At 45.2% G+C, this 18,491-nt stretch carries 19 protein-coding genes; 15 read left to right on the forward strand and 4 right to left on the reverse strand.

Going from position 1 to position 18,491, the window contains the following annotated elements:
* Nucleotides 1-43: 43 nt before the first annotated feature.
* A complete protein-coding gene (locus OCU77_RS00425; protein WP_048900471.1) occupies nucleotides 44-1,642 on the reverse strand; it encodes an AbgT family transporter in 1,599 nt (532 codons plus the stop codon).
* Nucleotides 1,643-2,133: 491 nt separating this feature from the next.
* On the opposite strand from OCU77_RS00425, the gene OCU77_RS00430 reads away from it, so the two are divergent.
* Entirely contained in the window at nucleotides 2,134-3,138 is a 1,005-nt protein-coding gene (locus OCU77_RS00430; RefSeq protein WP_048900470.1) for an acyltransferase, read from the forward strand.
* Nucleotides 3,139-3,151: 13 nt separating this feature from the next.
* On the opposite strand, the gene OCU77_RS00435 is transcribed toward OCU77_RS00430, so the two are convergent.
* Nucleotides 3,152-3,484, reverse strand: coding sequence for a DUF2500 domain-containing protein (locus tag OCU77_RS00435; protein ID WP_107302814.1), 333 nt, complete (start codon nucleotides 3,482-3,484; stop codon nucleotides 3,152-3,154).
* 271 nt (nucleotides 3,485-3,755) lie between these two features.
* On the opposite strand from OCU77_RS00435, the gene OCU77_RS00440 reads away from it, so the two are divergent.
* From OCU77_RS00440 to OCU77_RS00460, 5 genes are all read left to right on the forward strand, one after another.
* Entirely contained in the window at nucleotides 3,756-4,121 is a 366-nt protein-coding gene (locus OCU77_RS00440; RefSeq protein WP_048900469.1) for a hypothetical protein, read from the forward strand.
* Between the two features lie 1,040 nt (nucleotides 4,122-5,161).
* Nucleotides 5,162-5,794 (forward strand): lysoplasmalogenase, encoded by a 633-nt coding sequence (locus OCU77_RS00445; protein ID WP_107302816.1) that lies wholly within the window; start codon nucleotides 5,162-5,164, stop codon nucleotides 5,792-5,794.
* A 108-nt stretch (nucleotides 5,795-5,902) separates the two neighbouring features.
* Nucleotides 5,903-6,235, forward strand: a complete 333-nt coding sequence (locus tag OCU77_RS00450) for a putative signal transducing protein (protein WP_048900468.1) — start codon at nucleotides 5,903-5,905, stop codon at nucleotides 6,233-6,235.
* A 108-nt stretch (nucleotides 6,236-6,343) separates the two neighbouring features.
* A complete protein-coding gene (locus OCU77_RS00455; RefSeq protein ID WP_048900467.1) occupies nucleotides 6,344-6,586 on the forward strand; it encodes a YecH family metal-binding protein in 243 nt (80 codons plus the stop codon).
* Between the two features lie 152 nt (nucleotides 6,587-6,738).
* On the forward strand, nucleotides 6,739-7,332 hold the full coding sequence (locus OCU77_RS00460) for a YhgN family NAAT transporter (protein WP_048900466.1): 594 nt from the start codon (nucleotides 6,739-6,741) through the stop codon (nucleotides 7,330-7,332).
* A gap of 117 nt (nucleotides 7,333-7,449) precedes the next feature.
* Here OCU77_RS00460 and OCU77_RS00465 read toward each other — a convergent pair whose 3' ends face one another.
* Nucleotides 7,450-7,716: a DUF1145 domain-containing protein gene (locus OCU77_RS00465; RefSeq protein ID WP_048900465.1), complete on the reverse strand. Its 267-nt coding sequence runs from the start codon at nucleotides 7,714-7,716 to the stop codon at nucleotides 7,450-7,452.
* Complete coding sequence (gene rsmD, locus OCU77_RS00470; RefSeq protein ID WP_107302817.1) at nucleotides 7,716-8,318, reverse strand: 16S rRNA (guanine(966)-N(2))-methyltransferase RsmD; 603 nt, start codon at nucleotides 8,316-8,318, stop codon at nucleotides 7,716-7,718. Before rsmD ends, OCU77_RS00465 begins: the two co-directional genes overlap by 1 nt.
* 200 nt (nucleotides 8,319-8,518) lie before the next feature.
* On the opposite strand from rsmD, the gene ftsY reads away from it, so the two are divergent.
* The 9 genes from ftsY (at nucleotide 8,519) to glpD (ending at nucleotide 18,397) form a co-directional block, all read left to right on the forward strand.
* Nucleotides 8,519-9,847 (forward strand): signal recognition particle-docking protein FtsY, encoded by a 1,329-nt coding sequence (gene ftsY, locus OCU77_RS00475; protein WP_107302818.1) that lies wholly within the window; start codon nucleotides 8,519-8,521, stop codon nucleotides 9,845-9,847.
* Nucleotides 9,848-9,850: 3 nt separating this feature from the next.
* Nucleotides 9,851-10,525, forward strand: coding sequence for a cell division ATP-binding protein FtsE (gene ftsE, locus OCU77_RS00480; protein WP_048898777.1), 675 nt, complete (start codon nucleotides 9,851-9,853; stop codon nucleotides 10,523-10,525).
* Nucleotides 10,515-11,441 (forward strand): permease-like cell division protein FtsX, encoded by a 927-nt coding sequence (ftsX, locus tag OCU77_RS00485; protein WP_048898778.1) that lies wholly within the window; start codon nucleotides 10,515-10,517, stop codon nucleotides 11,439-11,441. Before ftsE ends, ftsX begins: the two co-directional genes overlap by 11 nt.
* 122 nt (nucleotides 11,442-11,563) lie before the next feature.
* Nucleotides 11,564-12,424: an RNA polymerase sigma factor RpoH gene (rpoH, locus tag OCU77_RS00490; RefSeq protein WP_048898779.1), complete on the forward strand. Its 861-nt coding sequence runs from the start codon at nucleotides 11,564-11,566 to the stop codon at nucleotides 12,422-12,424.
* Between the two features lie 492 nt (nucleotides 12,425-12,916).
* Nucleotides 12,917-13,237, forward strand: a complete 321-nt coding sequence (gene glpE / locus OCU77_RS00495; protein ID WP_048898780.1) for a thiosulfate sulfurtransferase GlpE — start codon at nucleotides 12,917-12,919, stop codon at nucleotides 13,235-13,237.
* A 19-nt stretch (nucleotides 13,238-13,256) separates the two neighbouring features.
* The gene (gene glpG, locus OCU77_RS00500; protein ID WP_048898781.1) at nucleotides 13,257-14,096 is read left to right on the forward strand and encodes a rhomboid family intramembrane serine protease GlpG; all 840 of its coding nucleotides are present in this window, start codon (nucleotides 13,257-13,259) and stop codon (nucleotides 14,094-14,096) included.
* A gap of 349 nt (nucleotides 14,097-14,445) precedes the next feature.
* Nucleotides 14,446-15,810, forward strand: coding sequence for a glycerol-3-phosphate transporter (glpT, locus tag OCU77_RS00505; RefSeq protein WP_048898782.1), 1,365 nt, complete (start codon nucleotides 14,446-14,448; stop codon nucleotides 15,808-15,810).
* 97 nt (nucleotides 15,811-15,907) lie between these two features.
* Nucleotides 15,908-16,669 (forward strand): DeoR/GlpR family transcriptional regulator, encoded by a 762-nt coding sequence (locus OCU77_RS00510; RefSeq protein WP_048898783.1) that lies wholly within the window; start codon nucleotides 15,908-15,910, stop codon nucleotides 16,667-16,669.
* Nucleotides 16,670-16,879: 210 nt separating this feature from the next.
* Entirely contained in the window at nucleotides 16,880-18,397 is a 1,518-nt protein-coding gene (gene glpD / locus OCU77_RS00515; protein WP_048898784.1) for a glycerol-3-phosphate dehydrogenase, read from the forward strand.
* Nucleotides 18,398-18,491 lie beyond the last annotated feature (94 nt).

Consider the following 18,491-nt stretch of genomic DNA (forward strand, 5'->3'; position numbering starts at 1 on the left):
GGTAAGGAGGAAGATACCCTGTTATCAGCCGTTCATGAACGGATTAACCGCCGACGTTGTAGTAGGTTGCCGCTCCAGGACCAACTGGAATACCTAGCACAAATACCCATACGTAGAACATGATGCTCCAACCAACCACAAACACGATAGAGTAAGGCAGCATGGTTGAGATCAATGTACCTAGGCCTAGGTTCTTCTGGTAACGTGATGCGACAGCCAGAATCATGCCGAAGTAGCTCATCATTGGGGTGATGATATTGGTAACGGAGTCACCAATACGGTAAGCCGCTTGAATCGTTTCAGGTGCGTAGCCAACCAGCATCAACATAGGAATGAAGATAGGTGCAGTTACAGCCCATTGTGCCGATGCTGAGCCGATCATTAGGTTGATAAAGCCACACATCAGAATGAAAGCGAAGAATAGCGCAGGACCCGTTAGACCAATGGATTGCAGGAAGTCTGCCCCACCGACCGCGAATACCTGACCAAAGTTAGTCCACTTAAAGAAGGCGACGAATTGTGCGGCAAAGAACACCAATACGATGTACATGCCCATCGATGACATGGATTTAGACATTGCCTCAATCACATCGCGATCTGTCTTCATGGTGCCAACAACTTTACCGTAAACAAAGCCTGGAACCGCGAAGAACACAAAGATAAAGGCAACGATGCCTTTTAAGAAAGGCGATCCCGCAACTAAACCTGTGGTTGGGTGACGCAAAATACCGTCAGCAGGGACAATCGTTAGTGCCAGTAAACCTGCTACCACCAGTGCCGCAATACCGGCTAAACGAAGGCCTTTTTTCTCTAGGTCAGTCAGTTTACCCATTTTGTCGCCAGACAAATCTTCAGCGGCATCATCAGGGTTGTATTTACCAAGTTTTGGTTCCACGATTTTTTCAGTAACAAACGCACCCATGATGGTGATTGCGAATGTTGACGCAAACATGAAGTACCAGTTTACTTCAGGACCGACGGTGTAGTTAGGGTCAATCATTTGTGCTGCAGTTTCAGTAATACCTGAAAGCAGAGGATCAACCGTACCCAGTAGTAAGTTAGCGCTGTAACCACCAGACACACCAGCAAAAGCCGCTGCTAGACCCGCCAGAGGGTGGCGGCCCAGAGAGTGGAACAACATTGCTGCTAGCGGGATCAGTACGACATAACCTAGCTCTGATGCTGTATTTGAGATGATACCGGCAAATACCACAACCAAGGTTACCATACGGCGAGATGCGCCCATGACCAAGCCACGCATTGCCGATGATAGTAAGCCCGAGTGCTCAGCAATCGCGACACCTAGCATAGCCACCAGTACCGTGCCTAATGGTGCAAAGCCAGTAAAGTTTTTCACCAAGTTAGCCACGATAAGCTGTAAGCCTTCGGCGTTAAATAAGCTAACAACGTGGATCATACCGTCAGCAGCCCGACCAGCAGCGCCTTCAGGACGCGGATCAACAACGGAAACTTCGAAATAACCTGCAATCCCAGATGCCACTAAAATCGCGACACAAAACATAGCAAAAAGGGTGATTGGGTGAGGTAATAAGTTACCTAGCCACTCAACGGTGTCGAGAAAGCGGGTAAAAAGGTTCTTTTTAGGCGCTTTAGGGGCCTGTTGTGAAGCAGATGAGTGCATGTAAATCCTCTTCCTTTTCGTTTTAATCCCATCAATGGGAACATCTTTATGTGCGAAAGGTTACGCTATTGTTAACGCGGTGAACAAGGGGAAACTATTTCAAAATGTTTCTGATGTCACATAATTGTCTGTGTTTTGTTAATAAAATAGAGTCTTTGGTTGTTTTTTTAAGCAAAAGCAGAGCGCAAATGCGCTTGGGTGTTGTGTGCTATGTTGCATTTTAATGCTTTGCTAAGTGATTGATTGCTCGTTAATGGGAAGACTTTCACCGTTGTGGGTTAGCAGGAATGCTAGTTGTGGTAACAAAAGCCAGTAAGAAAGATCTGTTTTGTCACATGTTCTTTACATAAATATGAGTGGTGAAGGGATGAAAACAGCCTGATTAGGTCAAAATGCTGTCAATTTCCGCAAAATGAATAATGTTATGGTTAATGATTCCTGTTGGCTATGCTACAAAAGATAAGGTGTAGTTATGCTTACTGGGGTGCACATTGCGTCAGAAAATTTATTTCTTCGATTTATTGCGCTGTGTGGCGGCGGTTGCTGTGGTCGTGATCCATGTGTTGGGCCCTTATCGCGAACAGTTGGGGAGTATCGCAAACACAGATTGGGCGATCGCGATTGGCTTTAATAGTGTGAGTCGGTGGGCTGTTCCTGTCTTTATTATGATCACAGGCGCACTCATGCTCAGTGATCGGCGTGACTTTGTGTTGAGTTACTACTTAAAGCGGCGGTTGGGTAAAGTATTGATCCCTTTTTTGGTTTGGTCTGTATTTTATGCTTGGCTTTCAGGCGCTTCACTATCAGGCTTTGATGGGGCACTGGCATGGGAAACTTTTACCGCCTTGCCTTTTCATGAAACCTACTACCACCTAGGCTTTTTCTATTACTTCATTCCTCTGTATACCGTGATCCCTTTTTTCTCATGGGTGGCAGGACGTGCTGATCGCACAGCTATGATCGCACTCACTAGCTTATGGCTGGGTTTATTCACGCTCTTCTTCTTTGATGTTGAGGGGCCATGGGACCATGAGTTGGTGCTGTATAGCGGTTACTTACTACTGGGGTACTGTTTGTTGCAATATCAATGGCCGAGCCGACCTTGGTTGGTTGTGTTAGGGGGCATGATGTTGCTCTTAACCGGCTATAACGTGATAACGGTTAGTTTAGCCGCACAAGATTATACGGTGGGGAATTGGCTATCGTATAAAACAATCAATACCGCATTAATTGCCGCCATGGTGTTCTCGGTTGGGCGCTATTACGGCGAACGCTTGCAGGGCCGCACTCAGCAAACGGTAGCATTTATTAGTCGGTACAGTTTGGGGATCTATTTGCTGCATCCTCTGTTCTTGTGGCCAGTGCGGGCATTTGATCTGTACTGGGGATCACCATTAATCATGATCCCGCTCTGGACTCTGGTCTGTGGTGGGCTTGCGTTAGCGACGAGTTATTTATTAGCGAAATACAAAGTAACAGCTTGGTTAGTTCCTTAATCACGATCTGGGCTTAGTCACGCTGTAGCGCAAAATGTAAAAACTGTCTGCCGCGGTAGGTCATGGTGCCTTGATCACCAGGCTTGAGTGCTTGGTAATAGTGAATACCAACCATAAACTCACGTTTAGGGCCGCCATCAAGCGGTTCAACATAAATCCAATACTCTTCATTATCGTCGCCGGGCTGTGCGCCTATTATTGGGTTACTTTGCTTATCAAGCACGCAAACTGCGACTGTCTTTTCTGGAGCGTCAAGGCCAAGGCTGTGGCGACGATAAGAATAGATAAAATAAGTGATAGCAATAGCCAGTGATGCCAGTAAGGTGAGTGGAATCCAAAACGGCATGAGAGATCTCCTTGAACAATGTCTGCTTGTATTGATCGCCATTTTGAACGTAAAGGCTATGGCAGATCCCATAAAGCGTGATCCCATCTGGGTTTTCACTCAGGATGCATAACGCATTGTGAGCCTTAACTGACTTTTTTGGCTTTACATGAAACAAAGATTGCATTGCGTTAACGAGTCAGTAATGTAAAGGAAGGCATGCAACACATCATCAGCGCTGTTATTTACAATAATTATGATGGGGATTGTATTGATAGAAGGGAGATAGCCTATGGCCAATATCGAAATGGTCGTGACAAAGACACGGCGTATCGAACACTTGCTGCGTGAGCATTATCATGCGGAAGGTAAGGGCTTACACCAGTTGATCACCAGCTGTGAAGAGCGACTACCTCATGAAATTATTCCCAAACTACGCTTTATTGCCTCTGTGAGAAATAAAACTGTCCATGAAGAAGGCTACAGGCTTGATGATAAAAAAGGCTTTATTGCGGCATGTCGATTGTGTGAAAAAGAGCTAACCCCGCGCAGTGGACGTTTTATTTGGGGATTAACACTATTGATAGTGTTGGGTTTTACGGCACTCGCATTATGGTTTTATTCGGAAAATTGGCACAACATTAATCTTACGCCATAGTGGCTCATGAGAGCATCGTTATATGGCATAAGTGATTATCTTTGCAAGTTTAGGCATGAAAAAAGGGCACCCATTGGGTGCCCTTTTTTTTGAATTTTTTATCTGCTTAGTAAAGCATTGGCAGCGTCATGAGGCCCGCAACAACTGCGATCATCATAAGCCCTTGTTTTTGAGAGGAAGTGAACATGAGTAGGCTCCTTAATTAGCTGCTAAAGATATGTTGTAAATAAAGATAGCATTGTTTTTGTGTGTTAGGCAAGTCTGAATGTCAATTTGTCGTAAAAAACACAATTTTAAAGTCTATATTTGGCTTTGTTGTTGCTCTTTAACTGTGTTTTTTGATGTGGTTATTTTTTGAGTGATTAATATCACACTTTGATTGTTGTGTGTAAGCTATTGATTTGTAGTGGTTTAAATTGTTTCTCACTGTGCATTTTATCGTCATGATTAGCGTTGTTTATTGTGGTTTATATTTTATTAGTAAATTTAAGGTTCAGTATCCCTAATGGTGTTGGTGCAATATAAAGGCAGGCAATTGTAAGGCTATCTGTTCTACAACTAGGATATTTATCTATAAATCAACCAACTAAAGTGCTTTTATGATTGTGGGTAACGCATTATTTTCTTTCAGGTATTCATCAGCCTTAGTCATGCTGTAATGAACCGTTCCCAATAAATGTTTTTAATATAAGTTGTTGTTTTTGCTTACTTGTTGTTTGTTATTTTTTATTTTTTGTATGTTATTTTGAGTGGTTTTATCCTTGTTTTCATATGATTGGATTTGTTTTTCTGTTCTTTTTTTCTTTCAGTCAAAGGTAAACGTTTGCTTGCTGGGTTTTTTATGTCAGAGGCTTGCTGTGCAAGGGTTTAAGGTGGCTGCATAAGTTATTTCACCTAAAAAGGGCTAATCTATTTGGGTGTGATATACCGCAATAAGGAAAGTTAGGTTTTATAAGCGGTGTCTAGTTATCGGGGTGAGTGACTAGACAATAACAATTGGATTTTTACACTGTGCGACATTAATTAAAAATGGTGATGTTATGTGGGTTTGGTTAGCCATTTCTTTTTCAGCGTTACTACACATTAACGCGGCCTACACTGGGCCAAAGTGGCAGTTTTATCTTTTTAAGCCATTAACGACAGGTTTGTTGATGGCTGCTTTATGGCAACATGGTCTGACACATTTTTATCAACAGGCAATCTTTGTTGGCTTGTTGTGCTCTGTGGTTGGCGATATTTTCCTTATGTTGCCCCGTGATCGCTTTATCCAAGGGCTGGGTGGCTTTTTGGTTGCCCATATCCTCTACTCCATTGCATTTTGGAGTCAGCTTAGCGCCAGCATGGTGTGGTGGTTACCTGCGATGCTCTTTGGCGGTGGCATTATTGTCTTTTTATTATTGTTGCCCACATTAGGTCGGTTTACTCTTCCTGTGGCTTTATATATTGGCATGATCACTCAGATGGCGTGGGCGGCAGGTGAATTTTGGTTAACGACCCAAAGTGTCATGGCGTTATTTGCTTTTGGGGGGGCCGTGATCTTCATGGTGTCCGATACGATATTAGCGATTGATCGCTTTAAGGGGCCATATCACAGTTCGCCTGCCACTATCATGACAACCTACTATTTGGCGCAGTCTTTGATTGTGGTCTCTGCGTTAATGATGCCGCTATAGTTAATAAGGATGACTGGTTAGCATTACCTACCTGCAGGCACTAACCTATGAATGAAAGAGGCCAAAGCCTAGAGCGGTCTGGTTCGTTATTAACGAAAAGGTAGCAAGATGTCTGAGCATTGGGTGATAGCGTATCGCGCAGCAAATAGTTTAGAAGCACATTGTCTGAAAGGCTTGCTGGAAAGTGACAACATTGCCGTGAAACTGACGGGTGAAAACTTATCGTCAGCAGCCGGTGAGTTACCGGCAAACGTGGTGGAAGTCAGTTTATGGGTTGATGAGCCAGATAGGGTGAAAGCAGCCTCGATTTTACAACGTTACGAACAGAGCCAAAATGGTCAAGCGTGGCGGTGTGTGCAATGTCATGAAGTCAATGACGCACAATTTGAGGTGTGTTGGCAGTGTGGCTGTGATCCTTTGTTATTGACTAAGACAGAGTAGCGTTAATAAGGTGTATTTAAAATACACTTATTTGTTTTGGGTCAACAAGGCTATCTGAATATATGGTGTAATGATGTTATTCGTTACCATCGACACTGAGAATTTATCATGACTGAATCTGTTCACGCCCACAATGTTCTTAATATGCTGCTGGAAGACGGCGCTGACTTTTCGCTAGATTCATTGCGCCAAGCTGTTGTAGCCCTGTATGGTGAAGATGTACGTTTTCATACTTGTAGCCTACAAGATTTAACCTTTGATGCATTGTTGACGTTCTTGCTTGATCGCCGCAAAGTTATTCAAGATGGCGACAAGATTATGGCTAACCGCGATCGTATGTGTAGCCATTAAAAAATTAATAGAATAAATACGTTTCTGGAGGTGGTTTTAATCGCCTCCTAATTGTTCGTTTGTTATACTCCTCCCGCGCTTTCTTCAGCCGTCCGGCTGACAACGCCTATATCTACTAATACATACTTACTACTCTCAACTGAGGTCTGCCTGTGGAAATTATATCTGCGGCGGTCATGTTATTTTTAATCATGGATCCGCTGGGTAATCTGCCAGTAATGTTGTCGATCCTGCGGCATATTGAGCCGAAACGTCGACGTCTCATTATGGTGCGGGAATTGTGTTTTGCGTTGATTATTTTGCTGCTATTTTTGTTTGGCGGTAAACAGATGCTGGCTTTCTTGCATGTATCAACGGAAACCGTGAGCATCTCAGGCGGTATTATCCTGTTTTTAATTGCCATTAGAATGATCTTCCCGCAACCGGGTGGGGTTACAGGGCTTGCGGCGGGTGAAGAACCTTTCCTTGTACCTATGGCCATTCCAATGATCGCAGGGCCATCGGTATTGGCATCATTACTCTTGCTCTCAAATCAAGATCCTACTCGCACTTGGGATTGGGCATTGTCAGTGCTATTAGCTTGGGGCGCGACGTTTATTGTCTTGATGTTCTATGAAGTATTCAATCGCATCCTGGGCGAACGCGGTTTGAAAGCTATCGAACGTTTGATGGGCTTGTTATTGATTATGATGGCGACCCAAATGTTCTTAGATGGTATTCGTTCATACCTGCAGATTGGGGTTTAATAGCTGCTAACAGCTGTGAAGTAACGCGAAGTTGCAGCTAAAAGTGATACATATAAAAAAGGCGGCTAATTGGCCGCCTTTTTTGTGTCTGGTGTTTTTCGCCAGTAATTGATGAGATTACATCATGTGTTTGCGGCGAATATCGAGTAGGGCAAAAATTCCGAAAAATAAAATCGACCACTTTTCCCATTTGCTCATGGCAATTTTATCGCCAAATGCGCCAATGAACATCAGTGCTTGTACGCCATGCATCATGAATAAGAAGCCTGTCATGATATATAGCACAATCGCTGTTAGCCCTGGAAACGGGTGAAAAATATTAATGGCTAGCACAAGCCAGACAAAACCAATGGCTATTTTGGCCAGTAGAAGTAACGTTTTCATTATTCCTCTCTTTCAAATAAGCGATAACTGACTTGCCCCGCTGTTTTTTCACGGTGAAGGTGCCAGTGAGCAGGGGTCGGTAGATCGCCCAGTTCCTTTTCTGTTTCGATATAAATCATGGCTTGCGGCGTTAGCCAACCATTGGCTTCAAGTAACTCAATGACACTCGCGATCAAATCTTTGCGAAATGGCGGGTCAATAAACACGACATCGTGCGGGGTGCCTGGTTGGGCTAAAAACTTGAGCGCATCTGTGTTGTGTAACGTGGCATTATCAGCCCCAATTGTCGCCAAGTTTTGTTTGATTTGGTTCGCCGCTTTGCTATCGAGTTCTAATAACGTCAGGCTGTCGGCACCACGCGAGAGCGCTTCAAACCCTAGGCCGCCACTACCGGCAAAAAGATCTAAGCATTTCGCTTGGTATAAATCTTGTGCCAACCAATTAAATACTGTTTCTTTAACCCGATCAGTCGTCGGACGCAGCCCTTCAACATCATGAACAGGAAGTTTTCGTCCACGCCAGCGGCCGCTGATGATTCTGACGAATCCTGTTTGGCGGTTATTTTGTTGATTTCGCCCTGATTGTTGCTTGTGTCTCGTCATAAATTTCGTCGACCGTTCAGAAAATGATAGTATACACCTGTTTTTCGGTGGCAAATTAGCCACATTAACACCATGACTATTTCGTTTGCTTATCTCTTACTGACGAGTATGAGGTGAATGAACGAAATGGCCATGAGTTAGGTTTAACTCAACAGGCTGACATGATGATAATTGTACCAATCAAGCTGTAGGATTTGCCAATGGCAGAAAAAAAGAAACGCGGTTTATTTTCGTGGCTAGGGTTTGGTTCTGAAGAAAAAGCAGAATCGAATGTTGAACAACCTGCTGTAGACGAAACTGCGCAACAAGAAACGGATACCCAAGCGGCGGCAGATGCTGAAGCACAAGCCGCAGCTAAAGCGGCGGAAGACGCAGAAGCACAAGCCGCAGCCAAAGCGGCTGAAGAAGCCGAAGCGCAGGCCGTAGCCAAAGCGGCGGAAGAGGCTGAAGCGCAGGCCGCAGCCAAAGCGGCGGAAGAGGCTGAAGAGGCTGAAGCGCAGGCCGCAGCCAAAGCAGCGGAAGAAGCTGAAGCGCAGGCCGTAGCCAAAGCGGCGGAAGAAGCTGAAGCACAAGCCGTAGAGGTGCACGAGCAAGAGAAACCAAAGAGTGAAGGCTTCTTTGCACGTCTAATGCGTGGTCTTAAGAAGACAAAAATGAACTTCGGCTCTGGTTTTTTTGACCTATTTAGCGGTAAGAAAATTGATGATGAGCTGTACGAAGAGCTAGAAGAGCAATTACTGATCGCCGATGTTGGTATGGACACTACGGTTAAAATCATTGAGAACTTGACCGATCGTGCCAGCCGTAAAGACCTCAAAGATGGTGAAGCGCTATACGGCCAACTTCGCGAAGAGCTCAGTGATATGCTAGCGAAGGTAGAGCAACCGCTAGTGATCGACACCACTAAAAAGCCGTTTGTTATCTTGATGGTCGGTGTTAATGGTGTGGGTAAAACCACCACTATCGGTAAGCTGGCTAAGCAATTTGAGCGTGAAGGCAAGTCTGTCATGCTTGCGGCGGGTGATACCTTCCGTGCTGCTGCAGTTGAGCAGCTACAAGTGTGGGGTGAGCGTAATAACGTCCCTGTTGTTGCTCAACACACTGGCGCGGATAGTGCGTCAGTGATCTTTGATGCGATTGAGTCGGCTAAAGCGAAGAATGTTGATGTTGTGATTGCTGATACCGCAGGCCGCTTGCAGAATAAAGGTCACTTAATGGAAGAATTACGCAAAATTGTGCGCGTAATGAAGAAAGTGGATCCAGAAGCACCGCATGAAATTATGCTCACTGTCGATGCAGGCACGGGACAAAATGCGATTAGCCAAGCGAAACTCTTTAGTGATGTGGCGCCAGTATCGGGCATTACATTGACCAAACTTGATGGCACTGCAAAAGGCGGGGTCATTTTTGCGATTGCTGATCAATTTAACATTCCAATCCGCTACATTGGTATTGGTGAAGGCATTGATGACTTACGTCCATTTGCCGCCGATGAGTTTATTGAAGCGCTATTTAGTGACGAGGGTTAATTCGTGATTCGATTTCAGCAGGTAAGTAAAGTATATCGCGGTGGTGGTGGCAGCCCTGCCTTACAAAAAGTAGATTTTCATCTACAAAAGACCGATATGGCTTTTTTAACAGGTCACTCAGGGGCTGGTAAAAGTACCTTGCTGAAATTGATTTGCGCCATTGAACGACCAAATGACGGCAAAATATTCTTTAATGGCCATGATATTAGCCGTTTGAGCAATAAAGATATTCCGTTTTTGCGTCGTAACATTGGGATGATTTTCCAAGATCATAAGCTCTTGCTCGACCGTACTGTTTACGACAATGTGGCATTACCATTGCGTGTTGAGCAAGCGTCTGAAACCGATATTAAACGTCGTGTTTCAGCCGCATTAGATAAAGTGGGCTTATTGGATAAAGCCCGCTGTTTACCGCTGCAGTTATCGGGCGGTGAACAACAACGTGTCGGTATAGCCCGAGCGGTTGTGAATAAACCTATGCTGCTGCTGGCGGATGAACCTACTGGTAATCTCGATGCAGCGCTGTCACAGCAAGTGATGGATTTATTTGAAGAATTTAACCGAGTTGGCGTCAGTGTATTAATGGCAACCCATGATACATCACTGCTGAATTCACGAAACTATCGTCGACTCGATTTGCAACAAGGTTGTTTAAGGGAGCTGACTCGTGGCGCGTAATAAAGGTGGTTTCTTTGCGATTCATAAACAGCAAGCTGTCGCGGCCTTACAAGATTTATTTAAGCGTCCGCTTGGCAATGTATTAACACTGGCGGTGCTGGCGTTAGCCCTGACTTTGCCTGCGACTTTCTATCTACTGGCGAAAAATGTCGCCTTGGTTGCGCAAGCGTGGCAAAGCCCAACGCAATTGACCCTCTATATAGAAGAGGGCGTGGCAGAGCCAACGGCAAATCGCCTTGCTGGTGAATTGCGAGGTTGGTCTGAAATTGAGAGTGTTGAATACATTTCTCCCGATGAAGGCTTACAGCAATTTCGTCAAAATGCAGGCTTTGATCAGGCATTAAGTTTATTGGATGAGAACCCACTACCTGCAGTAATGGTGATCCGCCCAACTGAAAATTGGCAAAGCAGTACACAAGCAACGGCACTCGCTGCAAAGCTGCGAACAGAATCCGCTATTGCTGAAGTGCGACTAGACAGTGATTGGCTACAACGCCTTGCTGCGATCAAGCAACTTGCCATTACTTTGGCAATGATAGTATCTGGCTTGATGCTGATCGCTGTTTTCTTGATTGTCGGCAACACCTTGCGCTTACAAGTGCTGAACCAAAAAGATGAAATTCAAGTGATGAAATTGGTTGGTGCAACCGATCAATTTATCTTACGACCTTACCTCTATACCGGTGTTTGGTACGGCCTGATTGGTGGGATCAGCGCTTGGGTGGTGACGGCCATAGTGACCATATTACTCGACAGTGCAGTTGCGACCTTAGCGGGTTTATATGAAAGTAGCTATCGTTTGGTGGGCTTAAGCTGGGATGAAACCTTAATCTTATTGATGATTTCAGCGTTTCTTGGCTTAGGTGCTGCACGCTTATCGGCAGGGCGTCATTTGAAAGAAATTGAACCTGTCTGACATTTTTTTGTCAATAATTGGTGTAGTTTACCCAGCCTGCTTGCAACCGGGGTGCCTTTTTAGGCATTATAGGCGGTTCAAGTAACTTTTCATTCGTATAAAAAACACACGAGGTTTTTTACATGGCACAAGCGATGTCTTCAATGGCTTTGGTTTCCGCTGATAGTTTGGATAGCTATATCCAGACCGTAAACGGCTATCCAATGCTGACCGCTGAGCGCGAACGTGAGCTTGCTGAACGTTTGCATTACGACGGTGATATCGATTCAGCGAAAGCACTCGTCATGTCGCACCTGCGTTTTGTTGTTCATATTGCACGCGGTTATTCTGGCTATGGTTTACCTATGGCGGATTTGGTGCAAGAGGGCAATATAGGTTTAATGAAAGCCGTGAAACGCTTCAACCCGGAAGTTGGGGTTCGATTAGTTTCATTTGCTGTGCATTGGATTAAGGCTGAAATTCACGAATACGTATTACGTAACTGGCGTATTGTGAAAGTGGCAACCACCAAAGCACAACGCAAATTGTTCTTTAATCTGCGCAAAGCGAAAAAGCGTTTGGGCTGGTTTAACAATGCAGAAGTGAACATGGTAGCTGAACAGCTCGGTGTGGAAGCTTCTGAAGTGCGTGAGATGGAATCACGTTTAGCTGCGCAAGATCCAACGTTTGAAATGCCAGCTGAAGATGACGATCGTAATAGTGGTTACACGGCACCTGTTTATTTCCTCGAAGACAAAGCGTCTGATGTGGCCTTAAGCCATGAAGAAAATAACTGGGAATCACACGCCAATAACCGTTTATCGCACGCGTTAGCAACCCTTGACGAACGCAGTCAGCATATTGTGCGTTCGCGTTGGTTAGATGATGAGAAAACAACGTTGCAGGAACTGGCCGATGAGTACAGTGTATCTGCAGAGCGTATTCGTCAGCTAGAAAAGAACGCAATGAAGAAGCTAAAAGCAGCGGTAGGTGACCTATTTTAGGATCTTACGCGCATAGCTGATCATCATAAAAATGAAGCCGGTATGATACCGGCTTTTTTGTGCCTGAAATTTGGGAGTTACCTCACATTTGTGAGTAGCTTTGTGTATTACTCACCGTTTTATCCACAGCTTATGATGGATCCAAACTATATGTAGTGGATCCTAAATCTAGAAAACACATTATCAACGTAATTCACAGACTTTTCCACAGTTGGTCGCTTTGTGATCGCTTTTTCACTGAGTGTTCTATCAATGTGCGATCAACGCCTTGTCATTGCTGGGTTTATGCACAACCTCGTCGGTGTGGATAAGCCCACATTTTCTGTGCGAGGTTGTGAGTAACTAGATAGGATACAATGGCGAGACTGTGGCAAGACGTTGCGATAGCCATGCAATGATCGCAAAACGGACGATCGTCACATATTATGGATCTAATAATAAAGCGGTCGGATCTTTGATTCAGACCCTATTCAACAGAAAGTGAGAAAGTGAATGGAACAGTTTGAACATATTTCAGTGCAGGATGCTTATAGCATGCTGCAGCAAGAGCAAGCCGTATTGGTGGACATTCGCGATCCTCAATCACATACCCTTGCACACCCACATAATGCATTTCACCTGACCAATGACACCATGGTGCGTTTGATGGATGAAGTGGATTTTGAGCAGCCAGTGATTGTGATGTGCTATCACGGTATTAGCAGCCAAGGTGCGGCTCAATATCTGATTAATCAAGGGTATGATGCGGTGTATAGTATGGATGGTGGTTTTGAGGCATGGCGTCGTGAAGGCTACCCAGCTAAAGAGCAGTAATAAAGCGGAGTAATGAACAATGCATCGGTTAGTCGGACTTCCCAACCCTCGCCAGGGACAAGCCTTTATTGATTATATGGCCTCCCGCGGTATTACCATCCAGATGGCATCAGAGCCTGAAGGGGTCTTTGCCTTGTGGCTAGCTGATAGTCAGCATTTGGTTGAAGTGGAAGCTGAACTGGCTGCGTTTATTGCGGATCCTTATGCAAAACGCTATGCCGCAGCATCATGGGATGTTGCGGAAAGCCGTACCGCTAAGTTCTATTACCAGAACCCCAGTTTGCTCAAGATGGTAAAAACCCAAGCAGGTCCGTTTAGCTTGTCGGTGATGGTGGTTGTGATCACCATTTATGTCTTGTGGTTTTTAGGCTTTCGTCAGCCTATCTTTGCTCTGACGCATTTTCCGACCATGCAAGGTGATGAATGGCAGTTGTGGCGCTATTTTTCTCATGCGTTGATCCACTTCTCGACGCTGCACATTGTTTTTAACTGCTTGTGGTGGTGGATTCTTGGTGGCCAGCTAGAGCAACACAGTGGCAGTGGTAAATTACTTCAGGTCTTCTTGTTTTCAGCGTTGATCTCTGGGTTTGCTCAGTTTTGGTTACATGGACCTAATTTTGGTGGCTTATCGGGCGTGGTGTATGCCTTGATGGGTTACATCTGGTGGCTAGGTTGGCTCGCGCCTGAGCGGGGATTAGTGTTACCCAAGCCTTATGTGATCTTTATGTTGGCATGGCTGGTGATAGGGTTTGCTGAACCCTTTGGCATGTCGATAGCGAATATGGCGCATTTGTTCGGTTTGTTGAGCGGGTGCGCATTGGGCTTTATTGATGCCAAACGAGCACCAAGTCATGCTTAATAGCGATTAATATTCATATATACTCGCAAACATCTTGATAAACGCAGCCCGCCAAGGCTGCGTTTTTTCTTTTTTGATTCAAATAGATAAAAAAACAACGAACTGTTCACTTCTGCATCGTTACCAAACGTGTTGAATAATGAATCATGATCAACTTCTGAGTAAAAAAGAGCCGTAATTTGCTGTTAAGTGCAAACTTAATCTTCGTTTATGATTGTTTTCACGGTTTTTGTTGTTTGTTCGCGCAATAATTTGCGCACTTTGAGCGTTTTCACTTTTTAAACGCTCACTCTATCCCTATGCGTCACTTTCACCATCGCCATAAGAATATTAAATTAAGGAACATCTTATGTTTGGCTTGTTTCGTCCTGCTGCTCATATAGAGCGGTTAGGCGGCGATCAAATTGATCCCGTCTATAAGCGCCTTCGTTGGCAATTATTTGCTGGTATTTTCTTCGGTTATGCCGGTTATTACCTAGTACGTAAAAACTTCAGTTTGGCAATGCCATTCCTTATTGAAGAATATGGTTATAGTCGCGGTGAGCTGGGTGTTGCCTTAGCCGCTGTATCAATCGCTTACGGTTTATCCAAATTTTTGATGGGGAATGTGTCTGACCGTTCAAACCCTCGCTACTTTTTAGCCGCAGGTTTGACCATGTCCGCACTGGTGATGTTGTGCTTTGGCTTTATGCCATGGGCGACAGGCAGTATCGCTGCGATGTTTATCCTCTTGTTCCTTAACGGTTGGTTCCAAGGTATGGGCTGGCCTGCTTGTGGACGAACCATGGTGCACTGGTGGTCGCGCAAAGAGCGTGGTGAGATAGTATCCGTTTGGAACGTTGCCCATAACGTGGGTGGTGGTTTGATTGGTCCTATGTTCCTACTGGGTCTGTGGGCGTTTAACGATGACTGGCGTTCTGCTTTCTATGTGCCTGCTTTCTTTGCAATCTTGGTTGCTGTATTCAGCTTATTGGTAATGCGTGATACACCGCAATCTTGTGGTCTGCCTTCAATCGAAGAGCATAAAAATGACTACCCAGATAGCTACGATGAATCACATGAAAAAGAGATGACGGCGAAGGAAATTTTCTTCAAGTACGTTTTCAATAACAAACTGCTTTGGTTCATTGCGATTGCGAATGCGTTTGTTTACTTGATTCGCTACGGCGTATTGGACTGGGCACCGGTTTACCTAAGCGAAGTGAAACACTTTACGGTGGATAAATCATCGTGGGCATACTTCCTTTACGAGTGGGCAGGTATTCCAGGTACGCTATTGTGTGGTTGGATGTCGGATAAATTCTTCAAAGGCCGTCGTGCACCTGCTGGTATTCTGTTCATGGCATTGGTGACAGTGGCAGTATTGGTTTACTGGTTCAACCCACCGGGTAACCCGTCAATCGATATGATGGCGCTAGTTGCAATCGGCTTCTTGATTTATGGTCCAGTTATGTTGATTGGTCTATACGCACTAGAGCTAGCACCGAAGAAAGCAGCGGGTACGGCAGCTGGCCTAACAGGTCTATTTGGTTACCTAGGTGGTGCTGTAGCAGCGAATGCTATCTTAGGTTACACCGTTGACCACTTTGGTTGGGATGGTGGCTTCCTTGTACTGACAGCATCGTGTGGTTTATCTATTTTCTTCCTAACACTGGCATTGGTGGGTGAGAAAAAAATCGAGCATGACCATCATGTAACAGAACAAAATGCATGATTGAGATCGCCATCATTGGCATCTTTAGAGTGCTGTAGGTAATATGACAAGGCTCCGTATTCGCGGAGCCTTGTTGTAACCAGGAGCCGCGTGAGCAGTGAAGCAGAGCAAACGTCATCAAGAAATTATCGATCTTGTGAAAACACAAGGCTATGTCAGTACCGACGATTTAGTCGATCGCTTTAACGTCAGCCCACAAACAATCCGTCGTGATTTAAACGAGATGGCGGCTGACAACAAAATTCGCCGTCACCATGGTGGCGCGACCATTCCTTCGAGTTCCGTTAATACTTCGTACAGCACCCGTAAAGTGATGCAATTGGCTGAAAAAGACCGCATTGCTCAAGCAATGGCATCTCACATTCCTGATGGTGCGACTTTATTTATTGATATTGGTACCACCCCTGAAGCGGTTGCCCGTGCTTTGCTGGATCACAATGATCTGCGCGTGGTGACAAACAACCTGAATGTCGCGAGTATTCTGACGGGGAAAGATGATTTCCGCGTTATTTTGGCGGGTGGTGAAGTGCGTAACCGTGATGGCGGTATCGTCGGTGAAGCGACCCTCGATTTCATTTCACAATTCCGATTAGACTTCGGGATTATGGGTATCAGTGGCATCGACCTTGATGGCTCCTTGTTAGACTTTGATTACCATGAAGTTCGTGTCAAACAGGCCATTATTGAAAATAGCCGTTGCGTCATGTTGGGGGTCGACCACACTAAATTTGGTCGTAATGCTATGGTGAATTTAGGTGATATTAGCCAAATAGATATGCTGTTCACCGATCAGCAACCGCCACAAGAATTGAACAAACGTGTTGTTGAGCATGAAATTCATTTAGAGATTATTGCTTAACCCAAACTATTTTCGAAAACGAACGGGCTATCCTTATTGGGTAGCCCGTTTTTTTTGTGCTAATGATCATGCTGTACGAATAAACAGCAAGAATTGTGATGATCTTGATCAATATGTTCGATACTATGTTCGCATTCGAGCATTTTGATGTTCGTTTTGTTTCGGTTTTGAGATTAACGAAGAGTCTTGGTTAAAGGTGAGGTAGATCGCATGGTAGTAGAACGCAATGAAGTGCTCGACGTAATTGTTGTCGGTGGTGGTATTAATGGAGCGGGTATTGCCGCCGATGCTGCTGGCCGTGGCTTGAAAGTGGGTTTGTATGAGGCCAGTGATTTTGCTTCTGCTACTTCATCGGCAAGTTCGAAGTTAATTCATGGTGGTTTACGTTACTTAGAGCATTATGAGTTTCGTTTGGTGGGTGAAGCCTTGGCTGAGCGTGAAGTGCTATTACGTAAGGCTCCACACATTGCCCGCCCGATGCGCTTTCGTTTACCTCATCGTCCTCACCTTCGTCCTTCTTGGATGATCCGTGCGGGGTTATTTCTGTATGACCACCTTGGTAAGCGCACAACGCTACCAGCGAGTGAAGGCCTTAAGTTTGGTGCCGATTCGGTATTAGCTCCTGAGATCACCCGTGGTTTTGAGTACTCAGATTGTTGGGTTGATGATGCCCGCTTAGTGATTTTGAATGCGATGGAAACCGCAGAAAAGGGCGGAGAGGTCCGTAATCGTTGCCGTGTTGAACAAGCCGTACGTGACGGTGATATTTGGCGTGTCACTATCTTGGATACGCAAACGAATCAAACGTTTGAGCGTCGCTCTCACGCACTCGTCAATGCTGCTGGCCCTTGGGTGAAAGCCTTCTTTGATCACAGCCTAGCGCAAGCCTCACCGCGTAATATTCGCTTAATTAAAGGCTCACACATAGTGGTGCCACGCGTACACGATCAGCCGCAAGCCTATATTTTGCAAAATGAAGATAACCGTATCGTCTTTGTGATCCCGTATTTAGACCGCTTTTCGATTATTGGCACCACGGATGTTGAATACCAAGGCGATCCGCGTGAAGTGGCGATCGATGAAAATGAAATTAACTACTTGCTGGATGTCTACAACAATCATTTTAAAAAGTCGTTGCAACGTGCCGATGTGGTGTGGACCTACAGCGGTGTACGTCCACTGTGTGATGACGAATCTGACTCGCCGCAGGCCATTACCCGTGATTACACCTTAGAGCTGGATCAAGAGGGGCAGAATGCACCCTTATTATCTATCTTTGGTGGCAAGTTAACGACCTATCGTAAACTGGCAGAGGCGGCCATGAACCATCTATCGCCTTTCTTCTCTCAGATGAAACCCTCGTGGACGGCAGATTCATACTTGCCGGGGGCGAGTGCACAATTTAACCGTGAGCATGCTCAGCAACAACTTATGCTGCAATGCCCTTGGTTAGATAATTTTACGGTTGATCGCTGGTTGACGAACTATGGCGAACGCGCATTACACTTGGTTGCCGACGTGACGGATAAAGATCAAATGGGGGCTGACTTTGGTCAGGGCCTTACTGGACGTGAGTTGGATTACTTGGTGGCACACGAATTTGTCCAAACAGCGGAAGATGCGTTATGGCGTCGGAGCAAACTGGGCCTATACCTATCGCAAGAGCAACAGCAAGCGGTGGCTGAATACCTGAAAGCCCATGTGCCACAAGCTGAGGCTGCTGCGTAGATGGCGTACTTAAGCTAAATTGTTCTGGTTGTTGAAAACAAAAAAGGCACTCTTCGGAGTGCCTTTTTGCGTTTCTTACTGACCCACAAGGAAA

Origin of the sequence: Photobacterium swingsii (genome assembly GCF_024346715.1) — a bacterium.
Lineage (GTDB): Bacteria > Pseudomonadota > Gammaproteobacteria > Enterobacterales > Vibrionaceae > Photobacterium > Photobacterium swingsii.